The following is a 22,322-nucleotide window of genomic DNA, read 5'->3' on the forward strand; positions in this document are numbered from 1 at the left end:
CCAATCGCTTCGCCCAAGGCCCCACACGGTTCCATCCATCCCTCCCAAGCCAACAACGTCGACAATGAGAGATTCAGACTTTTTCCGTCCTGTCACGCACAGTTTCACCCGATTGCCCTGGCCAGCCCCGCTCTCCCCATAGCCCCCCACCCCCCCCCCTGCTAGAGTGCCAGCCCCATCCCGCACGCCTGCCCCGGAGCCGTCACGATGTCCGCCCCCACCCCCCGTTCTCAGGCGCCGGCCGGCCGTGGCAAGCCGCGGGTGTCGCCCTTCTCGCCCAAGGCGCCGGTGCAGCCGTTGTGGAAGCCCTATCTGGCGTTTCTGGTGCCGATGATCGGCAGCAATCTGCTGCAGGCGGCCTCGGGCAGCCTGAACAACATCTATGTCGGGCAGATGCTGGGGGTGTCGGCGCTGGCGGCGGTGACGTCGTATTTTCCGCTGATGTTCTTCATGATCTCGCTGATCATCGGGCTGGGCGCAGGCGCTGCGGTGTTGATCGGGCAGGCCTTCGGTGCCGGCGAGACCGGGCAGATCAAGGCGATCGCGGCCACGACGTTGAGCGTGGTGGTGGCGGCCGGGCTGCTGGTGGCCGTTTTCGGGGGCACGGCCACCACCGCGATCCTCAGCCTGCTGGGCACGCCGCCCGATGTGCTGCCGCAGGCGGTGGCCTATGCGCGGATCATGCTGATCGCAACCCCCGGCATCTTCCTCTATCTGCTCGCGACATCCATGCTGCGGGGCGTGGGCGACACGATCACGCCGCTCTTCACCCTTGGCCTCGCCACGCTGATCGGCATGGTGCTGACCCCGGCGCTGATCCGCGGCTGGGCCGGGCTGCCGCAGATGGGGGTGACCTCACCGGCCTGGGCCTCGATCATCTCGATGACCATCGCCACCACCTGGATGGTGATCCATCTGCGCCGCCGCAACCACCCGCTGGCGCCGGACGGGGTGTTCCTGCGGGCGCTGGGCTTCAACCGCGCCCTGCTCGCCAAGGTGCTGCGCATCGGCCTGCCCACCGGCATCATGCTGGTGCTGATCTCGCTTTCCGAAATCCTGATCCTGTCGCTGGTCAACCGCTTCGGCTCGGATGCGACCGCATCCTATGGCGCGATCACCCAGATCGTGAACTATGTCCAGTTCCCGGCGATCTCGATCGGCATCACCGCCTCGATCTTCGGCGCCCAGGCGATCGGCGCCGGGCGCACCGACCGGCTGTCCGAAATCCTGCGCACCGCGCTCACCTTCAATCTGGTGCTGACCGGCAGCCTGGTGGTGCTGGTCTATGTGTTCTCAGGCCCCCTGCTCGGCCTGTTCCTGGCCGATCCGGCGGTGGTCGCGGAGGCCCGCACCCTGTTGCACATCGTGGTCTGGGCGCTGGTGATCTATGGCATGGGCATGGCCACGTCCAGCCTGATGCGGGCCAGCGGCATGGTGCTGCTGCCGACCCTGGTTTCGGGCACCGCCATCCTGGCCATCGGCCTGCCGGTCGGCTGGGCGCTCTCGGCGCAGATCGGCATCGAGGGGGTGTGGATGTCGTATCCGGTCGCCTTCTGCCTGCTGGCGGCGGGGCAATCGGCGCTCTATCACCTGGTGTGGAAGAAGCGGCCGATCCGGCGGCTGGTCTGACGGGCGGGAAAGCCTTGCCCCGGCATGGCCGCTGACCTAACATCCCGCCCCATGAGCATCATGACCGCCAGACCCAGCGCGAACCTGTTTCCAGCCTGAACATATCGTTCAAGGCTGTCGTACCATCATGCCCGGCGCATGGCGGAAATACAGGACGACGCGCAGCGGAATGCTCAATCAATGACCACACCCTTTCTGACCAATGCCTTCGACAGCCCGTATAAGGGCCGCGAAATCCGCGACCAGATCACCAACCCCAACATCATCGCCGGCCGGTTCAGCTATTATTCCGGCTGGTATCATGGCCACGGTTTCGACCACTGTGCCCGCTATCTGATGCCCGACCGCGATGATGTCGACCGGCTGATCATCGGCTCGTTCTGCTCCATCGGCACCGGCGCCGCCTTCATCATGGCCGGCAATCAGGGGCACCGGGCCGACTGGATCTCCACCTTCCCCTTCTTCTGGTGGACGGGCGAGGCCGCCTTCGCCGGGGCGGAGAACGGCTACCGGCCGGCGGGGGATACGGTGGTCGGCAGCGATGTCTGGATCGGCGCGGAAGCGGTGATCATGCCGGGCATCACCATCGGCCATGGCGCGGTGATCGCAACCCGCGCAGTGGTCACCCGCGATGTCGCCCCCTACACCATCGTCGCCGGCAATCCGGCCCGGCCGGTGCGGCAGCGCTTCGACGACGAGGCCGTGGCCATGCTGCTGGAGATGGCGTGGTGGGACTGGCCGCTGGACGAGATCCGGCAGGCCATGCCGCTGCTCTGCTCGGGCGATGTGGCGGGGCTCTACGGCTTGTGGCGAAACACACGCCAGGCGTGACCGCAGGATGCCCGGCCGTTGATCCGGCCGGGCATCGCCCCAACTCCAGTTCCATGACCGGATATCTGCCCTCCCGCCGCCGGCTGATCACCGGCGGCCTCGCGCTCGCCGCCGCCACCGTCATCGCCCCGCGGGCCGGGCGGGCGGCGGCGCCCGCGCTCGCCCGGCTGCTCGACGATGCCCGGCGCCTGACCGGCCTGCACACGCTGATCGTGGCGCAGGCGGGCGAGGTTCTGGCCGAACGGGTCTATCGCGGCCCGCCGGCCGCGCGACCGGTGAACGTCAAATCGCTGTCGAAAAGCATCATCGCCCTGCTGACCGGCATCGCGATCGATCGCGGCGTGCTGACCGGCACCGGCCAGAAGGTCGCAGACCTGCTGCCCGCCGACCTGCCGGACGATCCCGATCCGCGGCTGGATCGGCTGACCATCGGCCATCTTCTGTCGATGCAGGCCGGGCTGGAGCGGACCTCCGGCCCCTATTACGGCGCCTGGGTCGAAAGCCGGAACTGGGTGCGCACGGCGCTCGCCCGGCCCTTCGTGGCGGAGCCCGGCGGGTGGATGCTCTATTCCACCGGCAATTCGCATCTGCTGTCAGCGATCCTGACCCGCACCAGCGGCGAGAGCACGCTGGCGCTGGCCCGCGACTGGCTGGGGGATCCGCTCGACATCACCATCCCGCCCTGGACCCGCGATCCGCAGGGCGTCTATATGGGCGGCAACCAGATGGCGCTGTCGCCCCGCGCCCTGCTTGCCATCGGCGAGATGCTCCGCCGGGGCGGGGTTGCGGCAGACGGAACCCGGCTGGTGTCGGAGGGGTGGATCCGCGAGATGTGGACGCCCCGCACCACCTCGCCCTTCACCGGCGATGCCTATGGCTATGGCTGGTTCCTGCGTGAGACGGGCGCCCGGCCGGCGGTCTATGGCTGGGGCTATGGCGGGCAGCTGCTCTATCTGCTGCCCGGCATCGACATGGTCGTCGTGATCACCTCGGACCCCGACACGCCATCCGGGCGCACCGGTTATGTCGACGAGCTGCACGGGCTGGTGGCCGGGATCGTGCGGACTGCAACGTGAAACATCGAAGACCGGTCTTGACGTGATCACCCACGCAGGCGCAGGCTTACCGGCTGGGGGGAAACAGCCAATCACCTGAGCGCCGCCGGCCCGATCATCGCTGCATCATGCGGGGCGGATCGCGGTTTTTGTCCGGCTCCTGACGGAATGTCGTCAGGAGGTGACCGGCATCATGTCCGTCCACGTCCATCAGATGTGACCATGCCACGAAACCGATCGCTGCCCGGACCGACCGTCATGCCCGATGCACCCCTGATGTCCCGCCTGTCGAACCTGGCCACGCCCCTTGTCCTCGACTGGATCGAGGCCGTGAACGAGGATGATTTCGACAGTTTCCGCCAGCTGTTCACCGAAGGCGCCGAGGTGGTCCGGGGCGACCGGCTGATCCATGGCCGGCCGTCGATCGGCGCCTGGGCGGCGCACGAGATCTTCGCCATCCGCCTGCGCTTCACCCCGATCGACTGGCAGGAAGCCGGGGCGGAGGTTGCGGTCAGGGTGGCGGTGGCGGGCGATTTCGACCCGACCGGCCTGCCCGACCCGGTGGTCATTCTGCTGCGCTTCACGCTGGCGGCCGACGGCATCAGCCGGCTGGTGGTGGCACCGGTCGGTGCACCGATACCCGGCCCGGCCGGGTTCTGACCGCCGGAGACGAGCTTGCGCCGCTTCCTGCCCAGCCTGTCTGCCCTCCACGCCTTCGATGCGGCGGTGCGCTATCTGAGCTTCACCAAGGCGGCAGAGGATCTGTGCATCACCCAGAGCGGCATCAGCCGCCAGATCCGCAATCTTGAAGAGTTTCTGGGCGTCACCCTGTTCGAACGCGCCGGCCCGCGCATCATCCTGACCGCAGCCGGCCGGGCCTATTACGAGGAAATCTCGCATCTGCTGGACCGGATGGAGGAGGTCTCCATCGATGCGGTGCGCGGCCGGACCACCGAGGATTTCCTGCGCATCGGCATGTCGCCGACGCTTGCCCGGCGCTGGGCCCTGCCGGTGCTGAAACATTTCGCCCGGGCCGAGCCCGAGATCCTGTTCGAGGTGGTGGCCTGCCCCAACACCCAGGATCCGACGGATTTCGACGCCAATCTGTTCTTCCTGCGCGGCGTGGGCAACTGGGCCGCCTGCCGTAGCCATCTGCTGTTCGAGGAAGACCTGGTGGTGGTCGGCGCCCCGGCCCTGCTGCCGGCCCAGGGCTTCCTCGCCGAAGACGATCTGCGGCGGATCACCCTGATCCAGAACGTCTCGCGGCCGAGCCTGTGGATGCACTGGCTGCGCGCGGCCGACATCCCCTTCACCGGGCCGATCCTTGGGCCGCGCTTCTCGGTCACCGACATGATCATCGAGGCGGCGATCGCCGGCATGGGGCTGGCGGTGGTGCCGGAAAGCTATGTCCTGGCGGAACTGGCCGACGGCCGGCTGAAACCCGCCTTCCCCCAGCGCTGTTCTTCAGGCGAAGGCTTCTATATGTGCTGCCCGGAAGCCTTCATGAGCCAGAACGGCGTCGCCGCCTTCCGCCGCTGGTTTCTGGCCGAGGCGCGGCGGCGGAACCTGCTGCCCGCGCCGCGCCCCACCGCCCGAGATGATCCGGCCGCGTGATCACACGCACCGCAGGGATGCGCCGGCCTCAGCGATAGCCGTGATCGGCGCTGTCCAGCGCCATCGGATCCTCGCCGCGCCGGCGCAGCCAGGAATAGACCGGCGGCACCCGCTCGGCCAGGGATTCGATCCTGAGGTCGATGAAGCACGGCCCGTTCTTCCAGGCGAAGGCCTGGGCCAGGACGTCGTCGAGTTCGGCCCCCGTGCGCGCCGTCCAGGCCTTCAGCCCGAAGGCCTCGGCGATGGCCTGACCCTCCGGCGGCAGGAAATCGACGCCGAAACACTGATTGTGGCCCTTCAACCGGTGCAGGCCTTTGATCCAGCCATAGGTACCGTTGTTGAAGAGGATCAGGATCGCCGGCACCTGAAGCCGGACCAGGGTTTCCAGCTCGCCCACGCTCATGCCGAACGAGCCGTCGCCGAACAGGCCGATCGGCCGCTTGGCGGGATCCGCCGCCCAGGCGCCCACCGTCGCCGGCAGGGCCGAACCCAGCCCGCCGAAGGCGCGCGGGATGGCAAAGCGGGTCTCGCGGTCGTTGATCTTCAGGAAGCGGGTCATATAGGGCGTGGGGGTGCCGGCGTCGGAATAGATCAGCGCCGGGGCGCCCGAGGCTTCGAGCGCCCGGTTGAAGGCATGCACCGCCCGTTCGGGCCGCAGCGGCACCCGCTCGTCGGTCAGCAGCGGTGCCGCGCTCTGCCAGAAACGCGCGCGATCGGCATTCAGCTCGTCCACCCAGCCGCCGCGCCGGGCGGGATTGGTGTCGGTTTCCATCTGCGACAACCGCTGGAAGACGAGTTTCGCATCGCCCTGCACCGAGAGCAGGTTTTCGTAATTATTGGCCATCACCTCGGGCGAGATGTCGATCTGGACCAGCCGGCGGTTCAGCGTCACCTGCGGGAAGGTCCAGCCGATGGTGACCACCGATCCGATGCGCGAGCCCACGAAGATCGCGAGGTCGGATTTCTCCAGCGCCAGATTGGCATGGGGGTGATAGCCGTTGTCGCCGATCACCCCGATCGCCAGGCGATGATCGTCGGGGATCGAGCCCTGGCCGGTCATGGTGGTGCAGATCGGGATGTCGTGGCGCTCGGCGAAGCCGGTGATCACATCGCCCGCATCGGCGCGGTTGACGCCGCCGCCGGCGATGATCAGCGGCCGTTCGGCGCGGGCGATCAGCTCCAGCAGGCGGGTCAGCTTGGTCTCGGGCGGCAGGGTCGGATAGGCCGGGAAGGTCCGGCATTCCTCTTCGACATGGAGCGAAATCCGCGCCGGATCGACCTCGGCCAGCAGCATGTCCTCGGGGATCTGGAGATGCACGGCGCCGGGCTTGCCCGAACAGGCGGCGCGGAAGGCGCGGCGGATGATTTCGGGCAGTTTTTCCGGCGACTTCACCTGCACCGACAGCTTGGTCACCGGCTCGAACAGCTTCGCGCAGTCAAGCTCGGTCAGCACGCCCCGGCCCTCGCCCGGCAGCGGGATGTCGATGGTCAGCAGGATCACAGGCACCGAGGATCCGTTGCTTTCGGCCACCGGCGGCAGCGAATACATCGCCCCGGCGCCCGAGGGGCATTCGAACACGCCCGGCCGGTTGGTGAAGCGGCCATAGGCATCGGCCATGAAACCGGCGGAGCGTTCGTCGCGCGCCATCACATGGCGGATCTCGTCGGCGCGCAGCTGCAGCGCCTCGTAGAACGGCACATTGGTGTCGCCGGGCACGCCGAAGATGGTGTCAACGCCGTAACCGATCAGCATCTCGACCAGAATGTCTGCACCACGCATCGTCGATCCTTTTGAGGCAAGGGTCATCGCGGGACCGGTCACCACCGGAAGCGCGTCGCAGCGAACGGCGCGGGCGACAGGGGTGGCGTGGATCCGGTGACCAGGGCGGCGACCAGCGCCGCGCTTTTGGGGCCGGCGGCCAGGCCGACATGGCCATGGCCGAAGGCGTAGAAGACGTCGGGGCTGCGGCGGGCCACCGAAATCACCGGCAGCCCGTCGGGGGTGGAAGGGCGGTTGCCCATCCAGCGGCGCACCGGCAGATCGCGGGCAAGCCCCGGCCAGGTGGCGTAGAGATGGCGGAGCAGGATCTCCGCCCGGCGCCAGTCGGGCGGCGCCCCGGGCCCCGCCAGCTCCACCTGCCCCGCCGCGCGCAGCCCTTCGCGGGTGACCGTATTGGCCATCTTGCCGTCGCTCGGCATCACCGGCAGATGCGGCCCGCCCGGGGCGCCGCCGGTCAGCTGAACGTGATAGCCGCGCTCGGCCTCCAGCGGAACGCGGTCCCCCGCCGCGGCGGCAAGCCGTGCCGAGGCCATGCCCGCCGCCACCACCGCCCGGTCGCAGGCGATCGGCCCCTGATCGGTCTCGACCGCCCGCAGCCGGTCGCCATCGAAAGCGAAGCCGGTGGCCCGGGCGGCAACCCGGCGCACGCCGAGCCGCGCCGCATGCGCGGCCAGGGCGGCGACATAGGCGCCCGGATCGGCGCAGTTCGCCGCTGCCGGCACGTGGATGCCGAAGCCATAGGCCGGCGACAGCGCCGGCTCGAAGGCGCGGAGCGCCGCCGCATCCAGCTCCCGCCAGACCACGCCGGCGGTACGCCGCAGCCGCCAGGACAGGGCTTCGGCTGCAAAGGCCGCACGGTCGGGATAGACATAGAGCACGCCCCGCCGCTCAATCAGCCCCGGCACCTCTGCCGCCGCGGCCAGGGCGGCATGGCGGTCGGGCGCGTCGTGCAGCAGGCCGGACAGGATGGCGGCGGTGCGCTCCACCCGCGCGGTGGTCATGCCGGCTGCCAGAAAACGCAGCAGCCAGGGGGTGAGCCGCGGCAGATGCCGCCAGCGGATGGTGAGCGGCCCGTCCCGGTCCAGCAGATAGCCCGGCACCTTGCGCCAGAGGCCCGGCACCGACATGGGGATGATCGAGGCGGGGGTGATGAAGGCGCCGTTGCCATAGCTCGCCGCCTGCTCGCCGCCCGGCTCGTCCGGGTCGACCAGGGTGACGGCCAGGCCGGCCTGGCGAAGGGCCAGCGCCGCGCACACGCCGACGATGCCGGCGCCGATGACGACGGCCTGCGTCTCGTTCGTCTGGGACATCTCTGCTTCCTGGGGGCGCCGCCGCGGCGCCGGTATCAGGCCCGCAGCGGCGGCATGTCAGGCTTCGGCGAGGATGCGGGCATTGCCGCGCACCGACTGTTCCGTCACCTCGATGCCGAGGCCGGGGCCGGTGGGGACGATCACCCTGCCATTGCGGTTGGGAACCCGCTCCAGCAGCACATCCTCGGTCAGCACGTGATGGGGCATGTAGAATTCGCAGCCGAGCGACATGCCCGGCGTCGCGGCGATGAACTGGGTGCCGGCCGCAAGCGCGATGCCGCCTTCCCAGAGCGTGCCGCCATAGCCCGGCAGATGCAGCGCATCGGCAACCGCCATCAGCGCCTGCGCCTTCAGGATGCCGCCGGCTTTCATCAGCTTGACCGAGACGGCATCGGCGGCACCCAGCCGGGCGATCTCCAGCAGGTCGCGGGCATCGAAACAGCTTTCATCGGCCAGGATCGGCGTGTCGAGGGCGGCCGCGAAGGAGGCCATCGCCGCCAGGCAGTCGCGCGGCACCGGCTGTTCGATGAAGGTGGGCCGGAACCGGTCGACATCGCGCAGGATGGCGATGGCCCCAAAGGGATCGAGCGCCTGGTTGTAGTCGAGCCGAAGATCGACCATCTCGCCGAAGGCGTCGCGGATCGCCTCCAGATGCGCCATGTCTTCGGCATGGGGCTTGACCCCGGTCTTGACCTTGAAGATCCGGTTGCCGGCCGGAACCATGGCCTGCATGCGGGCGAAATCGGCGTCGAAATCGGGGTCCGCGATCGAGAAGGAGAGCGGAATCTCGTCCCGTACCCGGCCGCCCAGCAGCTCGGCGACCGACAGCCCCGACCGCTTGCCCAGAATGTCGAACAGCGCGGTCTCGATCGCGAGCTTGGCCTCGCCATGGCCGACCAGGGCCTTGTCCATCGCCCGGGTCAGCTCGCGGATGCGATTGACCGGCGCGCCGGTCACCAGCGGCCGCAGATAGATGTCGATCGCGGCGAAGGCCGCTTCGGCCGTACCGGTGAACACCTCCCAGGGGGCCGCCTCGCCCCAGCCGACAAGGCCGGAGGTGGAGGTCGCCTCGACCAGGACGCGCTTGACCGTACCCTTGACGTTGCCGACGCCCTGCAGCCGGGCCATCGCGATCGGGCTTTCGATCAGGAAGACGCGCAGTCGTTCAATGCGCTCCATGGCTTGGTCCTAGATGGCTTTGTGGAAATGGCTGAGGAACTGGCGGGTGGCGTCCTGGCGGGGATCGCCGATCACCTGGGCGGCGGGGCCGTCTTCGACCACCACGCCGTCGCGCATGAACACCACCCGGTCCGATACCTCGCGCGCGAAGGCGATCTCGTGGGTCACGATCACCATGGTCATGCCGTCGGCGGCGAGTTTCAGGATCGTCGCCAGCACCTCGCCCACCAGTTCGGGATCGAGTGCCGAGGTCGCCTCGTCGAACAGCATCACCTCGGGTTCCATGGCCAGCGCCCGGGCGATCGCCACCCGCTGCTTCTGGCCGCCCGACAGCGTGTCGGGCATCTGCCCGGCCCGGTCGGCCAGGCCCACTTTTTCAAGCTGGGCCAGCGCCATCTGCCGCGCCTCGGCCTTGGGCCGGCGCCGCACCTGAACCGGGGCCTCCATCACGTTCTGGAGCACGGTCATATGCGGGAAGAGGTTGAAGTTCTGAAACACCATGCCGGTGCGCGCCCGGAAACCCGCCAGCTCGCGATGCGAGGGCAACGGCGCACCGCTGCCGAAGACGAAACGGGCATCGCCGACGCGGATGCTGCCGCGATCGGGCGTCACCAGCAGGTTCATGCAGCGGAGCAGGGTGGACTTGCCCGAGCCCGACGGTCCGATCAGCGAGACCACGCCGCCCGCGGGCACGGTGAAGCCGATATCGCGCAGCACGGCCAGGGGCCCGAAGGATTTCTGCAGGCCGGCGATCTCGATCTTGGTGTCTTGCGGCGCGGTTTCAGCGGCGGTCATGACCGGCTCCCCAGCCTGCGCTCCCGATGGCGGACGAACAGCGTCAGCGGGAACAGGATGACGAAATAGGCGACCGCGATCGCGGTATAGGTCTCGAGCGGCCGGAAGCTGTCATGGGCGGCCATCTGGCCCTGATAGACCAGATCGGGCACCGCCAGCACCGAGACCAGCGAGGTGTTCTTGAACTGCAGGATCGACTGGTTCATCAGCGCCGGGATCATGCGCCGGAGCGCCTGGGGCAGGATGATCCGCCGCATGGTCAGCGCCGGCGTCATACCCAGCGCCGCCCCCGCCTCGCTTTGGCCGGGATCGATCGAAACGATGCCGCCGCGGATGATCTCGGCATAGAAGGCACCGCCATAGCAGGACAGCGCGATCAGCGCCGCGCTGGTGGCGCTGAGTTCGATACCCGCCAGGATCGGCAGGGCGTAGTAGCACCAGATCAGCTGCACCAGGATCGGCGTGCAGCGGAAAACCTCGATGAAGGCGAGGCTGGCCAGGCGCAGCGGCGCGAAACGGCAGAGCAGTCCCAGCGCACCGACCAGCCCGACCGCAAGGCCGCCGGCCACGATGGCCACGGTGAACGACACCGTCACCCACAGCCCGTCGAGGAAGAGCCAGCGATAGCCCCACAACAGGCCGAAATCCCACTCGTACATCCGGATCTCCCGGTCCAGGGTGGCAGCGGATCCGCGGCGGCGGCAGCCGGCCCCGCCGCGGATCCGGGGAGATCAGACGTCGAAACCGGGCGGGAAGTCGGACTGTTTCACGCCCACCAGCTGCATATTGCGGATGATCGCGTCCTTGATGAAGCCGCTCGCACGGTTGGCCTTGATCCAGCCGTCGACGAACTGCCGCCAGGACTGGTCGTCCTCGCGCCGGAAACCGGCATTCGAGGTGGTGTAGTCGGCCGGCGTCGGGATGATCAGCTTGCCGATCTTCGGGTTCTTGGCCCGAAGCGACAGGCCCAGCACCAGCACCAGGCATTGCGCATCCGCCCGCCCCGATTGCAGGGCGGCGGTGGCGTCGCTCTGGTTCTTCAGGCGCACGACGGTGGCGTTGGGCGCATGCCGCGTGACGGCCGCATCATGCGACGAGCCGGCATCGACCGCGATCCGGATTTCGGGCTTGTTCACGTCTTCCCAGCTGGTCGCCTCCAATCCGTCTTTCGCGACCAGCGAAAAGGCGTTGTTGAACACCGGCACCGAGAAGTCGATGACCTTCTGCCGCTCGGGCGTCGGGTTCAGGCCGAAGAAGACATCGACCTTGTCGGCCTGAAGATCCAGCACCGAATTGCCCCAGGTCGTCTCCAGCACCGACAGCTCAAGACGCAGATCGTCGGCGAGCTTCTTGCAGATATCGATATAAAAGCCCTGCCAGCTGCCGTCGGTCAGGCTCTTCTTGTAATAGGGGGCTCCGTCCGGCACGCCGCCGATGCGCAGAACTCCCGAATTCTTCACCCGCTGGAAGGAACCATCGGCCGCAAAGGCCTGCCCCATCCCGATTTTCAGCCCTGCCGCAGCCGAGACCATGCCCGCGCCGAGGAAGGTGTTGAACCGCCTGCGATTCATCATATCCCGCATGTCTCCTGACCTTCATTTTTATTTGTAGGTCGAGTATGGGATCATCCAGCCGGCATCACAACGCATGAACATTGGGCATTGCATGACGAAAAATCATGCTACTGGCCGCGGAGCAGACCGGATTGTCCTCCAGGGGATCAGAGGTTGCGCCCCGACCGGGCAAACATGAATATCTGGAAAATGCTCGACGCGAAGGTCATGACGCCGATCAGTGCGATGAGCACCGAACTGGAGACGATTCTGTCGATCCAGTCAGGGCGCAGAATGACCGGAGTGCCCACCCCGAAATAGGCCACCTGCAGTTCGACCTCACCCCGTTCGGACAGCGCGACCAGGCGCATCCCTTGTTCCGCCGACGGCGTGATATTGCCAAAGAGCGTGGCAGGCATGCCGGCTTTGAGAACCTGAACCGAGCTGCCCAAGGTGAAGTCGCCACGCTTCACCACCTCGGTGACGTCCCGGAACAGAGAATTGGCAATGCCGGTCTGCCGCACGTCCCACCTGCCGGCGCGCAGATAATCGCGGGCCCCCGTTGCCATATCACCGCCGATGCGCGCAGAGCCGACGAAGGTCAAAGCCCCCTGCCTGCCCCATATATCGGCGGGTACGACCAGAAAGGCGCGCTCGGGCACATCGGTCTCCTGACGTCGCCTGATCTCGATCTCCAGCCGCCCCTCGCCGTCGACCGAAACGGCCACCTCGTCGCTGTGGTGCCAGTGGATCGAAAGGTCCGTCCGCTCCACCACTTCGAAGAACGCCGCGCTACAGGCGGTATCCCGATCCGCCGCTTCCGCCGTCACCTGTCGCAAATCAGGTATCGCCCGTGGCAGACACAGGATGGAACGCGGGAAGTTCCAGGTGTTCTGGTCGCCTTGGAAGGTGATCGCTGCCCCCAGGGTCTCCGCCTCGATCTGGAACGAGCGGTCATTCGCGGTCGTCGCCAGAAAGACCACCGTCACCACGACCAGAACGCTGAAGCCCGAGACGAAGCGCCTCAGGAAGGCCATGTATCGCACCACCTATTCCTGCGGCAACCAGAGAATGAAATCGGTGGGCGGTGCAACTTTGCGCGCCACCATGCGAAGGATCTCGATCCGCGTGGGGCCGGCAAGACCGCCGACAGGCAGATCGCAGGCAGCGTCGAAAGCGCTTCGGGCCGGCAGATCGATCGCACGGCAGCGAATCGGCGTCTCACGCCCGGCGACATACAGATAGACCGCATCGGCCCGGAAGGAGTTGAGCAGGACGGTCAGCCTGTCACCGCCTTCACCGTTCCAGATCGCAAAGGACATGTCGCGCCCCAGCTCCGCGCCGCAGGCATTCCGGCTGAGACGGATCGACAGGCCGTCGGATCCGGCACCCAGAAGAACGTCGGCATGCACGGTCGGGAATGGAAGCTGAGCGATCCCACCAGACCAGTCAGCCGGAATCCTGTAGGTCGCCGTTGCCTCATAGAGCCCGTTGATCGTAAGAACAGATGCACAGATGTTTTCCCCCGCCCAACGCCGGGGGACGAAGCCACGCATGGAGATATCGCCCTGTGCAGCAGCATAGACCTGAACACCGGTGACGACCGTACCGGAAATCAATGCGCTCGGCCGGACGATCTCCCTGAAGCCATTCTGGCCGAGTTCAAGTGCCGGTTCGTTCTGTGCCATTGCCTCCGACATGGGAATCAAGAGAGCCGCGAGAACGACAGACATGATCCTCTTCCGTAACGTCACGGCCATAATCCTTTCGGCACTCGCCCTGTCGGCAATTTACGGAACATCCGCACAGGCACAAACCGTTTCGGTGAAAAACGGTGAAGGCGAGAACGGCTTCGGCTGGATGTTCGGTCAGGCAGGCACCTGCTATGCGGTGATGCCCCGCCATGTGGCAGGCATCTTTCCGCGGGTGACCATCTCCACGGCGGCCCCGGTGCAGACCGGGACAGGCACGGTGATTGCCCCCTTCTGGGAGGGGATCGACCTGGCGATCGCCGTCGTGCGGGGCATAGAAGAAGATCGCTGCACCGAGCGGCTGGATACTCTCAATATCGATTCTGCCGGCCGACGGGCTGCCGAAGCCAGCCTGCTGCGCCTTTCTCCCTCGGGAGAAGAAGAACGGGTGCCGCTGCGCATCATGCGTCGTGACTACCTGACACTTGAGGCGAGGATCGAAGGCGGTCGCGAGATCATGCAAGGGACATCCGGCGCCTTCGCCTTTGTGGGTGAGACACCGATCGGCATGGCCTATGCGTCGGCGGACCCCGGCCAGGCGACGTTCATGCGTTCGGAAGAGATCCTGATAAACCTGCGCCGCTTCCTGAACGAGCAGGGGGCCGCCTATGCGGCCCCGTCTGCAGCTGTCACGCTGCCGCCCGCCGACCCGTCCGCCCGGGGGGGATTGCAGCTGGTCGTCGCCAACAGTTCGACGCCGCCGATCAATCCGCGCTTCGCTCCTGAAAATCTGGTCGGCGACGGGGTCTTCGTCTATGACGGTGTGCCGGGCGCACGGATCGTGTTCGGCTTCGCCACCGGCGATGTCGCTGCGGTGCAACGTCTCCGGATAACCGCACCGACGACGGCAGGGTATGCCCTGCCCAGGACGATTATCGTCCAGTACTCCCTGGATGCCGAGGGGCGTCGGTTTCGGGAATGGACCCGTGGCCAGATGGCCCCTGATGGTCTGTTCGATACAGGTCAGATGGCGCCACGCAACATGCGTTGGGTCGCGCTCACCATCCTTGATGCCTGGAGCACCGGGCCCGTGGCAATCGACGAGGTGATCGTCGACTAAGCTCATTCGAGCAACTTTATCGTGAATGGTACCGGGTCATCGACAGCCCCCAAAGCGGCTGACCCCGAGATGGTACCGTCATCACCGATTGTGCCACGGGCATTTAGATAACTTGCCGTCAGAAAAATACCGTCGGCATTGACGGTTACGAAGCATTCATTTCCTGCACTCGCGTTCACATAGCAACGTTTGTCGGGTGAATATTCGCCAACACCGATCCTCCAGTACCCGATCTTCTCCGGCGTGACGTTTCCATTCCATCGGTCACGAATAACAACGGTGTAACTGTCGTCCTTTACCGCTCTGCCGTCCAGACGAATTGAGAAGATCGGGCGGGTCTTGAGAAAGCTCTCCAGGGCCGTTCGCTTGACAGACGGGTTTGGTGACAGCAATCCGAAATCAAGCGCAAGCCGGGTCAGTTCCGGATCGTCGCTTTCCAGCATGATCTGCATCGCAGCAAGACTTCGTGCAGGATCCGGATCATTGAGAAGTTCCTGATAAGGATTGAGCGCGGAAACGCGCTTGTCCACCAGGGCCCGCAATTGTTCCGGGCTGAGGCTCTGTGCACCCGCCGTCTGGGCAGACATAGCCATGGCGGCTGCAAAGGTGAAGAGTACAACGCGACCGGTTCTGTTGAGCATACCACACCTCTTCGGGACCTGGTCACATATTAGACCAGATGGAGATCCGGTGGAACTGCCGAACAACGGAAGCTGTGCCGCAGCGTGTTCTTCAGTCACCGGATCCATCCCCGCCATCGCCCCCGCCATCCCAGCCGCTCTCCGGCACATAGACCCCGCCATCGCGATAAGAGGGTGCCGGCAGTCCGGACGGCAGATCGGGGGTGACCTGCCGCTTCAGCAGCTGGCGCGCCCCCTGTGCCACCAGCCCCAGCGCCATCAGGGCGGTGCAGACGAGCGCCAGGCGGTCGGCACCGGTGCCCTCGGCCAGGATGGCGGGAATGGCGGCGAAGCCCGGGCCCGAGGCCAGGCGCCAGCCGGCCCCGACGAGGGCGGCCAGGATCGGGAGGGTGGCAAGGGCGGCAGACCCCCGCCCCACCCGCTCCGTCCGATGGCTGGCGAGGATCAGGAATGCGGTGTAGAGCAGCAGCACGGCCACGGTCAGCATGGCGCCGCCGGTGCCGGCCAGCATCATCTGCCGGTGGGTGATCACCAGATCGGCCAGCACCCCGGCACCGCCCGCGAGCAGCGTGGTCGCCAAAAGGGCCGAGGCGGCGGCGACGGCGGCCCGCGGCCGGCCACCGCGGGCCAGGCCATGGATGACCAGCTGATGGGCCGCCACCTGCACGCCGATGGCGAGCACGCCGGTCATCAGCACCAGACCGGGTCGGGCGGTCCCTGCCCCGATCCCGGTCAGGACATGGAAGATCCCGACCGCGGCCGCCGCCAGCAAAGCCAGGGCGGCGAGGCGGCGCAGCAGGGCCATGACTGTCCTCATTGCCGGATCGCAGGATCGGGAGCCGCTCAGGCCCCCTGCAGCACGTCGGCCGGCTCATCCGCCTGGATGAACCCGCCCGACTGGCGATGCCAGAGCCGGGCATAGAGGCCGCCGGCGGCGATCAGCTGATCATGGGTGCCCTGTTCGACGATGCGGCCCTGATCCATCACCACCAGCCGGTCCATGGCGGCGATGGTCGACAGGCGATGGGCGATGGCGATGACGGTCTTGCCCTCCATCAGCCGGTCGAGATTGGCCTGGATCGCGGCCTCGACCTCGGAATCGAGCGCCGCCGTCGCCTCGTCGAGGATCAGGATCGGCGCATCCTTGAGCATGGCGCGGGCGATGGCGACCCGCTGGCGCTGGCCGCCCGAGAGCTTCACCCCGCGCTCGCCCACATGGGCGTCATAGCCGCGGCGGCCATGGCTGTCGACCAGGGTTGCGATGAAATCATCGGCCTCGGCCCGGCGGGCGGCGCGGATCATCTCGTCATCGGTCGCGTCGGGGCGGCCATAGACGATGTTGTCGCGCACCGAGCGATGCAGCAGCGAGGTATCCTGCGTCACCACGCCGATCGCGGCGCGCAGCGAATCCTGGGTGACGCCGGCGATGTCGGTGCCGTCGATGGTGATCCGGCCCTGTTCGACATCGTAGAAACGCAGCAGCAGGTTCACCACCGTCGACTTGCCGGCACCCGACCGGCCGATCAGCCCGATCTTCTCGCCCGGCTTCACGGCCAGGTCGAAATCGCGCACCACCGGCCGGCGGCCGCCATAGTTGAAGCCGACATGCTGGAAACGGATTTCCCCCGTCACCGGCCCCAGCTCGCGCGCATCGGGGCGGTCGGCCACTTCATAGGGCAGCGAGATCGAGCCCATGCCGTCCTGGACGGTGCCGATATTCTCGAACAGCCCGGCCATTTCCCACATGATCCACTGCGACATGCCCATCAGGCGCAGGGTGAACGACACCGCCACCGCAATCTCGCCGACGCTCACCGCCTGCACCGTCCAGAGCCAGATGCCGAGCGCCGCCACCGAGGCGATCAGCATATAGTTCAGGCAGAGATTGCCGACCTGAACCACGGTCGACATCCGCATCTGCAGATGCACGGTCTTGAGGAAGCTTTCCATGGCGTCGCGGGCATAGTCATCCTCGCGCCGGGCATGGGAGAACAGCTTGACGGTGGCGATGTTGGTGTAGCTGTCGACGATCCGCCCGGTCATCTCGGAGCGGGCATCGGCCTGGGCCTGAGAGACGGCGCGCATGCGCGGGATGAACCAGCGCAGCAAAGCGGCATAGAGCACGATCCAGGCAAGGAAGGGCAGCATCAGCCGCCAGTCGGCCGAGGCGGCGACGATCAGCGCGCCGGTCATGTAGACCAGCACGTAATTGCCCATGTCGAGCAGCTTGATCACCGTCTCGCGCACCGCAAGCGAGGTCTGCATCAGCTTGGTGGCGACCCGGCCGGCGAACTCGTCCTGGAAATAGCTCATCGACTGGCGCACCAGATAGCGGTGCAGGCTCCAGCGGATGCGCATCGGGAAATTGCCGAGCAGGGTCTGGTGAATGATCAGCGAATTGCCGAGCGCGATCGCCGGCATCACCACCAGCACCAGCACCGCCATGCCGGCGAGCTTCCAGCCTTCGGCGGCGAACAGCCCCTCGGGCGTGTTCGCCTGCAGCAGGTCGACCAGCGAGCCCATGAACGAGAACAGCGCCACCTCGGCCAGCGCGATGGCGGTTGAGAGCAGCGCCATCACGATCAGCCAGGGTTCCGCCCCCCGGGTGTAATGGCGGCAGAAGGCGACCAGCCCGCGCGGCGGCTGGGTGGGTGCCGCCGGCGGATAGGGGTCGAGCCGGGACTCGAACCACCGCATGATCCGGCTGGCCGGGGACCGGCCGTTCAGGCGGCCGGTATCGATCGGAGACATCAGAGGCGGGTCCTGTTCACGCGGGGGACGACGGCAAGCCCCCACATATATGACCGCAGGGGCGCCGCGACCAGAGCCCCCGAGCCTAATCCACCCCGGTCGGGTCTGCGGTGAGGCTGGTCACGATCGCCCTGAGCCTGGTTTCGAACAGGCCGGGGTCGTCGAGCGCGCGGGCCAGAACCAGGGCCCCCTGGATGTCGGCGACCGCCGTGACCGCCCGGTCGCGCGCCGTGGCCGGGGCAAGCCCCATCGCGCCCAGCGCCGCGGCCAGGGCATCGATCCAGGCCGCGAAATAGCCGGCGACCGCCGCCGCGAAGCGGTCGCGCACACCGTCGAGCGCGAAGGCGCCGACCAGGCAGATCCGCCGCCCGCCGCGGAAATACCGCCCGACCGCGGCCGCCGTTTCCTCGATCGCCGCCCGGGCGCGCCGGCGATCGCCCGAGGCGGCGGCGGTCTCTAGGGTCCGGAAGATCTCGTCCCGGAACCAGCGGTCGATATCGGCCAGCACGGCCGCGGCCATCTCTTCCTTTCCGCCGGGGAAGAAATTGTACAGGCTGCCGCGGCCGAGCCCGGTGGCGGCACCGATCACCTGCAGGCTGGCCCCCTCATAGCCATGGGCGCGGAACACCTCGCCCAGAAGCGGGATGATGTCGCTGCGTTCCCTCACCAGCCGTGCCATGGCGTCGGGCTCCCCCTCTCTCCTACAGACCCAGATCGCTCAGGCCCGGATGATCATCCGGCCGCCGGCCCAGAGGCCAGTGGAATTTGCGGTCGGCCGCGGCGATCGGCAGATCGTTGATGCTGGCGATCCGGCGCTTCATCAGCCCGTCGGCGTCGAACTCCCAGTTCTCGTTGCCGTAGGAGCGGAACCAGTTGCCGCTGTCGTCATGCCATTCATAGGCGAAGCGCACCGCGATCCGATCCCCTGCCGTGGCCCAGAGTTCCTTGATCAGCCGGTAGTCGTGCTCACGGGTCCATTTCGCGGTCAGGAAGGCCACGATCTCCGCGCGGCCGCGCACGAAGCTTGCCCGATTACGCCACAGGCAGTCGGGCGTATAGGCGGCGGCCACCCGCTCGGGGTCGCGGCTGTTCCAGCCGTCTTCGGCGGCGCGCACCTTCGGGGCGGCGGTTTCGGCGGTGAAGGGTGGGATGGGCGGGCGCATGGGCGATCTCCGATGATCTGTACCGTTTGATAAAATCTGTATCGAACAGTACAAACATGACGCCGCGAGTCAAGCCTGACGCAGCCCCGGGCAGCGGCTATGATGCGCAGCCGAGCCATGCAGCATATGCAAGCCCTGATGCTGCAAACGCCGATACTGATGTTCTGGACATCACCTTTGAAGGTATTAACATGAGAATTGCCAGTCCGGACCGGAGGACCCCTTGATCACCGCGGCCCAGATGCGCGCAGCCCGCGCCCTGCTCGGCATCGACCAGCGTCAGCTGGCCGAGCTTGCCGGCGTGTCGCTCCCCACCATCCAGCGGATGGAGGCGAGCGAGGGAACGGTGCGCGGGGTCGTCGACACCCTGACCAAGGTGATCGAGGCCTTCGACCGGGCGGGTGTGGAATTGATCGGCGACGGGGCGCAGAGCCTCGGCCAGGGTCGCGGCGTGCGCCTGAAAGAGGCACCGCCCGGCCGTTGACCGCCTGTCCCCGCCACCGGCCCCGATCGTGCACGTCCTGATCGTGCAAGGCTCGATCACGCAAAGGGATCCGGAACGGATGGCCGCCTCAGCCCAGGGCCCGCGCCTGGCGGAGCTTTTCACCCCCAAACTCGTCACCGTGCTGCGCGAAGGCTATGGCCTGGGCGCGCTGCGCGCCGATGCGATCGCCGGCCTGACGGTCGCGATCGTCGCCCTGCCGCTGTCGATGGCGATCGCCATCGCTTCGGGTGTGGGGCCCGAACGCGGGCTTTATACCGCGATCATCGGCGGTTTCCTGGTCTCGGCGCTGGGTGGCAGCCGCTTCCAGATCGGCGGCCCGGCCGGCGCCTTCATCGTGCTGGTGGCGTCCACCGTCGCCGCCCATGGCGTCGACGGGCTGATCCTGGCGACGATGCTGTCGGGGTTGATCCTGCTTGCGATCGGGGCACTCCGGCTCGGCACCTTCATCAAATACATCCCCTATCCGGTGACGGTGGGCTTCACCGCCGGCATTGCGGTGATCATCTTCTCAAGCCAGATCAAGGATCTGGCGGGGCTGCATCTGGCGGGCCCCGAACCCGCCGCCATCCTGCCCAAGCTCCGCGCGCTGGCCGATGCTGCGGGCACCGCCGGCCCGGCGGCGATCGCACTGGCCCTGGCCGCCATCCTGATCATCCAGGGCACCAGGCGCTTCGCGCCGCGCCTGCCCGGCATGCTGATCGCGGTGGTCGGCACCGCCCTGGTCGCCGCCCTCGCCGGCCTGCCGGTTGAGACCATCGGCAGCCGGTTCGGCGGCATCCCATCGATGCTGCCCGCCCCCGCCCTGCCGGCGCTCTCCGTCGAGAAGGTCATGGCCGTGCTGCCGGCCGCCCTCTCTTTCGCGCTGCTGGGCTCGATCGAAAGCCTGCTCTCGGCGGTGGTGGCCGATGCCATGACCGGCCGGCGCCACCGGTCGAACTGCGAACTGGTCGCCCAGGGTGTGGCCAACATCGCCTCGGCGCTGTTCGGCGGCATCTGCGTGACCGGCACCATCGCCCGCACGGCCACCAATGTCCGTTCGGGCGCACGCGGCCCGGTCTCGGGCATGCTGCACGCCCTGTTCCTGCTGGGCTTCATGGTGATCGCGGCGCCGCTTGCGGCCTATATTCCGCTTGCAGCACTGGCCGGCGTGCTGGCGGTGGTGTCGTGGAACATGATCGAGCGCCACGCGATCGGCATCCTGCTCCGCGCCTCACGCGGGGATGCCGCGGTACTGGCCGTCACCTTCCTGCTGACGGTGTTCGAGGATCTGACCGCCGGCATCGTCGCCGGCTTCTCGCTGGGCGCGCTGATCTTCCTGCATCGCATGGCCGGCACGGTGGCGGTGGAAACCGGCGTGCCGCTGATCGAACCCGACCGCGCCGACAGCGACCGCCCGGAAACCGGCGGCCGCACCGCCTGGCAGCCGGCCGAAGGCGACGAGCGCGCAGTGGCCGTGCTGCGCATCTCGGGGGCCTTCTTCTTCGGCGCCGCAGCGACCGTCGGCGCCACGCTCGACAATGTCGGCGCCGCGGCCCCCAAAGCCTATGTGCTGGATATGAGCGCGGTGCCCCTGCTCGATTCCACCGGCGCCGCCACCATCGACGGTTTCCGCCGCAAGGCCGACCGCCAGGGCGCCACCTTGTGGATCGCCGCCGCCCGCCCGGCCGTGCGCCACATGCTCCACCGCCACGGGCTGACCCCGCCGGCGGTCCATTTCCGCGGCGATACAGGCACGGCGGTTGCCGCGGCGCGGCAGGCGCTGACCGCCGGATAGCGGTCAGCGGGCGCCGAGATGCGCCTCCAGCGCCGCCACGAACAGGCGGACCTTGGGCGGCACGAAGCGGGTGGTGGGGTGGATCGCCCAGATGGTCCAGGGTTCGGGCGCGCCGTCTTCAAGCGTCACCAACCGCAGACGGCCCTCGGCGACGTCTTCACGGGCGTTCCAGCCGGCGATGATGGCAAGGCCCAGCCCGTCGATGCAGGCCTCCTGCAGGGCATCGATCGAGGTGGCGGTGAAGCGGCCGCGCACCCGCTGGCGGAGCGTGCCGGCGGGCGCCGCAAAAGACCAATGGCCGGTGCCGGGTGTGGTGAGGCAGTCATGATCCGCAAGCTCCGCCACCCGGCGCGGCGTGCCGCGGAGGGCCAGATAGGCGGGCGAGGCCACCAGCAGCCGCGGATTGGGCGCCACCCGCCGCGCGATCAGGGTGCTGTCGCGCAGGGGCGCGATGCGGATCGCGAGATCCAGCCCCTGGGCCACGATGTCGACGACCGCATCGCTCGCCACCAGCTCCACCTCCAGCGCCGGATTGTCGCGCAGGAAGCCGCCCATCATCGGCGCCACCACCTTGCGCGCAAAGGGCACCGAACTGGTGACGCGCAGCCGGCCCGCCGCCCCCGACGCGGCCGGGCGCACGGCGGCGCGGCCATCGGTCGCGTTTTCCAGCAGGGTCTGGGCATAGGGCCAGAAGGCCTCGCCCTCGGGCGTGAGGGACAGGGCGCGGGTGGTGCGGTGGACCAGCCGCACGCCGAGTTCGTCCTCCAGCGCCGCCAGCCGGCGCGAGGCGACCATCGGGCCGATGCCCAGCCGGCGGGCCGCCCCCGCCAGGCTGCCGGCCGCCACCGCCTCCACCAGCACCGCGACGTCGTTCAGGTCAATCATATCGTTTTCCGATAGGCAGGCTGATCAATCGCGGCCGGTACCGCGG

The 22,322-nt window shown here is 67.7% G+C and carries 22 protein-coding genes; 8 read left to right on the top strand and 14 right to left on the bottom strand.

Annotated features, from left to right (window positions below):
* Positions 1 to 207: 207 nt before the first annotated feature.
* The 5 genes from WI697_RS23685 to WI697_RS23705 all read left to right on the top strand — a co-directional run bounded on the left by WI697_RS23685 (position 208) and on the right by WI697_RS23705 (position 5,129).
* On the top strand, positions 208 to 1,629 hold the full coding sequence (locus tag WI697_RS23685) for an MATE family efflux transporter (RefSeq protein ID WP_385999177.1): 1,422 nt from the start codon (positions 208 to 210) through the stop codon (positions 1,627 to 1,629).
* Between the two features lie 195 nt (positions 1,630 to 1,824).
* Entirely contained in the window at positions 1,825 to 2,460 is a 636-nt protein-coding gene (gene catB / locus WI697_RS23690) for a type B chloramphenicol O-acetyltransferase (protein ID WP_345960188.1), read from the top strand.
* Between the two features lie 53 nt (positions 2,461 to 2,513).
* Positions 2,514 to 3,536, top strand: a complete 1,023-nt coding sequence (locus WI697_RS23695) for a serine hydrolase domain-containing protein (protein ID WP_345960153.1) — start codon at positions 2,514 to 2,516, stop codon at positions 3,534 to 3,536.
* 237 nt (positions 3,537 to 3,773) lie between these two features.
* Positions 3,774 to 4,175, top strand: coding sequence for a nuclear transport factor 2 family protein (locus WI697_RS23700; protein ID WP_345960154.1), 402 nt, complete (start codon positions 3,774 to 3,776; stop codon positions 4,173 to 4,175).
* A 15-nt stretch (positions 4,176 to 4,190) separates the two neighbouring features.
* Complete coding sequence (locus WI697_RS23705) at positions 4,191 to 5,129, top strand: LysR substrate-binding domain-containing protein (RefSeq protein ID WP_062764285.1); 939 nt, start codon at positions 4,191 to 4,193, stop codon at positions 5,127 to 5,129.
* A gap of 28 nt (positions 5,130 to 5,157) precedes the next feature.
* Here the strand turns inward: WI697_RS23705 and WI697_RS23710 are convergent, their stop codons facing one another.
* From WI697_RS23710 to WI697_RS23745, 8 genes are all read right to left on the bottom strand, one after another.
* Positions 5,158 to 6,909 (bottom strand): thiamine pyrophosphate-binding protein, encoded by a 1,752-nt coding sequence (locus tag WI697_RS23710; protein WP_345960155.1) that lies wholly within the window; start codon positions 6,907 to 6,909, stop codon positions 5,158 to 5,160.
* A gap of 38 nt (positions 6,910 to 6,947) precedes the next feature.
* Complete coding sequence (locus WI697_RS23715; protein ID WP_345960156.1) at positions 6,948 to 8,219, bottom strand: NAD(P)/FAD-dependent oxidoreductase; 1,272 nt, start codon at positions 8,217 to 8,219, stop codon at positions 6,948 to 6,950.
* Positions 8,220 to 8,276: 57 nt separating this feature from the next.
* Positions 8,277 to 9,398 (bottom strand): enolase C-terminal domain-like protein, encoded by a 1,122-nt coding sequence (locus WI697_RS23720; RefSeq protein ID WP_345960157.1) that lies wholly within the window; start codon positions 9,396 to 9,398, stop codon positions 8,277 to 8,279.
* A gap of 9 nt (positions 9,399 to 9,407) precedes the next feature.
* On the bottom strand, positions 9,408 to 10,193 hold the full coding sequence (locus WI697_RS23725; RefSeq protein WP_345960158.1) for an amino acid ABC transporter ATP-binding protein: 786 nt from the start codon (positions 10,191 to 10,193) through the stop codon (positions 9,408 to 9,410).
* Positions 10,190 to 10,852 (bottom strand): amino acid ABC transporter permease, encoded by a 663-nt coding sequence (locus tag WI697_RS23730; protein WP_014752818.1) that lies wholly within the window; start codon positions 10,850 to 10,852, stop codon positions 10,190 to 10,192. The genes WI697_RS23725 and WI697_RS23730 overlap by 4 nt, the downstream gene beginning before the upstream one ends.
* 72 nt (positions 10,853 to 10,924) lie before the next feature.
* Positions 10,925 to 11,767: a transporter substrate-binding domain-containing protein gene (locus tag WI697_RS23735; protein ID WP_345960159.1), complete on the bottom strand. Its 843-nt coding sequence runs from the start codon at positions 11,765 to 11,767 to the stop codon at positions 10,925 to 10,927.
* A gap of 146 nt (positions 11,768 to 11,913) precedes the next feature.
* Positions 11,914 to 12,783: a cupin domain-containing protein gene (locus WI697_RS23740; protein WP_345960160.1), complete on the bottom strand. Its 870-nt coding sequence runs from the start codon at positions 12,781 to 12,783 to the stop codon at positions 11,914 to 11,916.
* 12 nt (positions 12,784 to 12,795) lie between these two features.
* Positions 12,796 to 13,479 (bottom strand): hypothetical protein, encoded by a 684-nt coding sequence (locus WI697_RS23745; protein ID WP_345960161.1) that lies wholly within the window; start codon positions 13,477 to 13,479, stop codon positions 12,796 to 12,798.
* Between WI697_RS23745 and WI697_RS23750 the strand changes: the two genes are divergently transcribed.
* On the top strand, positions 13,478 to 14,557 hold the full coding sequence (locus WI697_RS23750; RefSeq protein ID WP_345960162.1) for a hypothetical protein: 1,080 nt from the start codon (positions 13,478 to 13,480) through the stop codon (positions 14,555 to 14,557). The two genes, WI697_RS23745 and WI697_RS23750, sit on opposite strands and share 2 nt — an antisense overlap.
* Positions 14,558 to 14,559: 2 nt before the next feature.
* Here the strand turns inward: WI697_RS23750 and WI697_RS23755 are convergent, their stop codons facing one another.
* From WI697_RS23755 to WI697_RS23775, 5 genes are all read right to left on the bottom strand, one after another.
* Positions 14,560 to 15,198: a hypothetical protein gene (locus WI697_RS23755; RefSeq protein WP_345960163.1), complete on the bottom strand. Its 639-nt coding sequence runs from the start codon at positions 15,196 to 15,198 to the stop codon at positions 14,560 to 14,562.
* A gap of 91 nt (positions 15,199 to 15,289) precedes the next feature.
* Entirely contained in the window at positions 15,290 to 16,003 is a 714-nt protein-coding gene (locus tag WI697_RS23760) for a hypothetical protein (protein ID WP_345960164.1), read from the bottom strand.
* 38 nt (positions 16,004 to 16,041) lie between these two features.
* Entirely contained in the window at positions 16,042 to 17,949 is a 1,908-nt protein-coding gene (locus WI697_RS23765; RefSeq protein ID WP_345960165.1) for an ABC transporter ATP-binding protein, read from the bottom strand.
* An 85-nt stretch (positions 17,950 to 18,034) separates the two neighbouring features.
* Entirely contained in the window at positions 18,035 to 18,628 is a 594-nt protein-coding gene (locus WI697_RS23770; protein WP_345960166.1) for a TetR/AcrR family transcriptional regulator, read from the bottom strand.
* Positions 18,629 to 18,650: 22 nt separating this feature from the next.
* Entirely contained in the window at positions 18,651 to 19,112 is a 462-nt protein-coding gene (locus WI697_RS23775) for a nuclear transport factor 2 family protein (protein ID WP_345960167.1), read from the bottom strand.
* A gap of 223 nt (positions 19,113 to 19,335) precedes the next feature.
* On the opposite strand from WI697_RS23775, the gene WI697_RS23780 reads away from it, so the two are divergent.
* Positions 19,336 to 19,596 (top strand): helix-turn-helix domain-containing protein, encoded by a 261-nt coding sequence (locus WI697_RS23780; RefSeq protein WP_014752794.1) that lies wholly within the window; start codon positions 19,336 to 19,338, stop codon positions 19,594 to 19,596.
* 79 nt (positions 19,597 to 19,675) lie between these two features.
* The gene (locus tag WI697_RS23785) at positions 19,676 to 21,391 is read left to right on the top strand and encodes a SulP family inorganic anion transporter (RefSeq protein WP_345960168.1); all 1,716 of its coding nucleotides are present in this window, start codon (positions 19,676 to 19,678) and stop codon (positions 21,389 to 21,391) included.
* 3 nt (positions 21,392 to 21,394) lie between these two features.
* Here the strand turns inward: WI697_RS23785 and WI697_RS23790 are convergent, their stop codons facing one another.
* Positions 21,395 to 22,276: a LysR family transcriptional regulator gene (locus WI697_RS23790; protein ID WP_345960169.1), complete on the bottom strand. Its 882-nt coding sequence runs from the start codon at positions 22,274 to 22,276 to the stop codon at positions 21,395 to 21,397.
* Between the last annotated feature and the right edge of the window lie 46 nt (positions 22,277 to 22,322).

Origin of the sequence: Tistrella mobilis (genome assembly GCF_039634785.1) — a bacterium.
In the GTDB taxonomy this organism is placed as follows: domain Bacteria; phylum Pseudomonadota; class Alphaproteobacteria; order Tistrellales; family Tistrellaceae; genus Tistrella; species Tistrella mobilis.

Coding starts and splice junctions, on each gene's coding strand:
- WI697_RS23775 (WP_345960167.1), bottom strand. CDS start 19,112: ATGCGCCCGCCCATCCCACCCTTCACCGCCGAAACCGCCGCCCCGAAG.
- WI697_RS23755 (WP_345960163.1), bottom strand. CDS start 15,198: ATGCTCAACAGAACCGGTCGCGTTGTACTCTTCACCTTTGCAGCCGCC.
- WI697_RS23735 (WP_345960159.1), bottom strand. CDS start 11,767: ATGATGAATCGCAGGCGGTTCAACACCTTCCTCGGCGCGGGCATGGTC.
- WI697_RS23770 (WP_345960166.1), bottom strand. CDS start 18,628: ATGGCACGGCTGGTGAGGGAACGCAGCGACATCATCCCGCTTCTGGGC.
- WI697_RS23750 (WP_345960162.1), top strand. CDS start 13,478: ATGATCCTCTTCCGTAACGTCACGGCCATAATCCTTTCGGCACTCGCC.
- WI697_RS23740 (WP_345960160.1), bottom strand. CDS start 12,783: ATGGCCTTCCTGAGGCGCTTCGTCTCGGGCTTCAGCGTTCTGGTCGTG.
- WI697_RS23785 (WP_345960168.1), top strand. CDS start 19,676: ATGGCCGCCTCAGCCCAGGGCCCGCGCCTGGCGGAGCTTTTCACCCCC.
- WI697_RS23710 (WP_345960155.1), bottom strand. CDS start 6,909: ATGCGTGGTGCAGACATTCTGGTCGAGATGCTGATCGGTTACGGCGTT.
- WI697_RS23700 (WP_345960154.1), top strand. CDS start 3,774: ATGCCCGATGCACCCCTGATGTCCCGCCTGTCGAACCTGGCCACGCCC.
- WI697_RS23725 (WP_345960158.1), bottom strand. CDS start 10,193: ATGACCGCCGCTGAAACCGCGCCGCAAGACACCAAGATCGAGATCGCC.
- WI697_RS23730 (WP_014752818.1), bottom strand. CDS start 10,852: ATGTACGAGTGGGATTTCGGCCTGTTGTGGGGCTATCGCTGGCTCTTC.
- WI697_RS23760 (WP_345960164.1), bottom strand. CDS start 16,003: ATGGCCCTGCTGCGCCGCCTCGCCGCCCTGGCTTTGCTGGCGGCGGCC.
- WI697_RS23720 (WP_345960157.1), bottom strand. CDS start 9,398: ATGGAGCGCATTGAACGACTGCGCGTCTTCCTGATCGAAAGCCCGATC.
- WI697_RS23765 (WP_345960165.1), bottom strand. CDS start 17,949: ATGTCTCCGATCGATACCGGCCGCCTGAACGGCCGGTCCCCGGCCAGC.
- WI697_RS23695 (WP_345960153.1), top strand. CDS start 2,514: ATGACCGGATATCTGCCCTCCCGCCGCCGGCTGATCACCGGCGGCCTC.
- WI697_RS23745 (WP_345960161.1), bottom strand. CDS start 13,479: ATGTCTGTCGTTCTCGCGGCTCTCTTGATTCCCATGTCGGAGGCAATG.
- WI697_RS23685 (WP_385999177.1), top strand. CDS start 208: ATGTCCGCCCCCACCCCCCGTTCTCAGGCGCCGGCCGGCCGTGGCAAG.
- WI697_RS23715 (WP_345960156.1), bottom strand. CDS start 8,219: ATGTCCCAGACGAACGAGACGCAGGCCGTCGTCATCGGCGCCGGCATC.
- WI697_RS23790 (WP_345960169.1), bottom strand. CDS start 22,276: ATGATTGACCTGAACGACGTCGCGGTGCTGGTGGAGGCGGTGGCGGCC.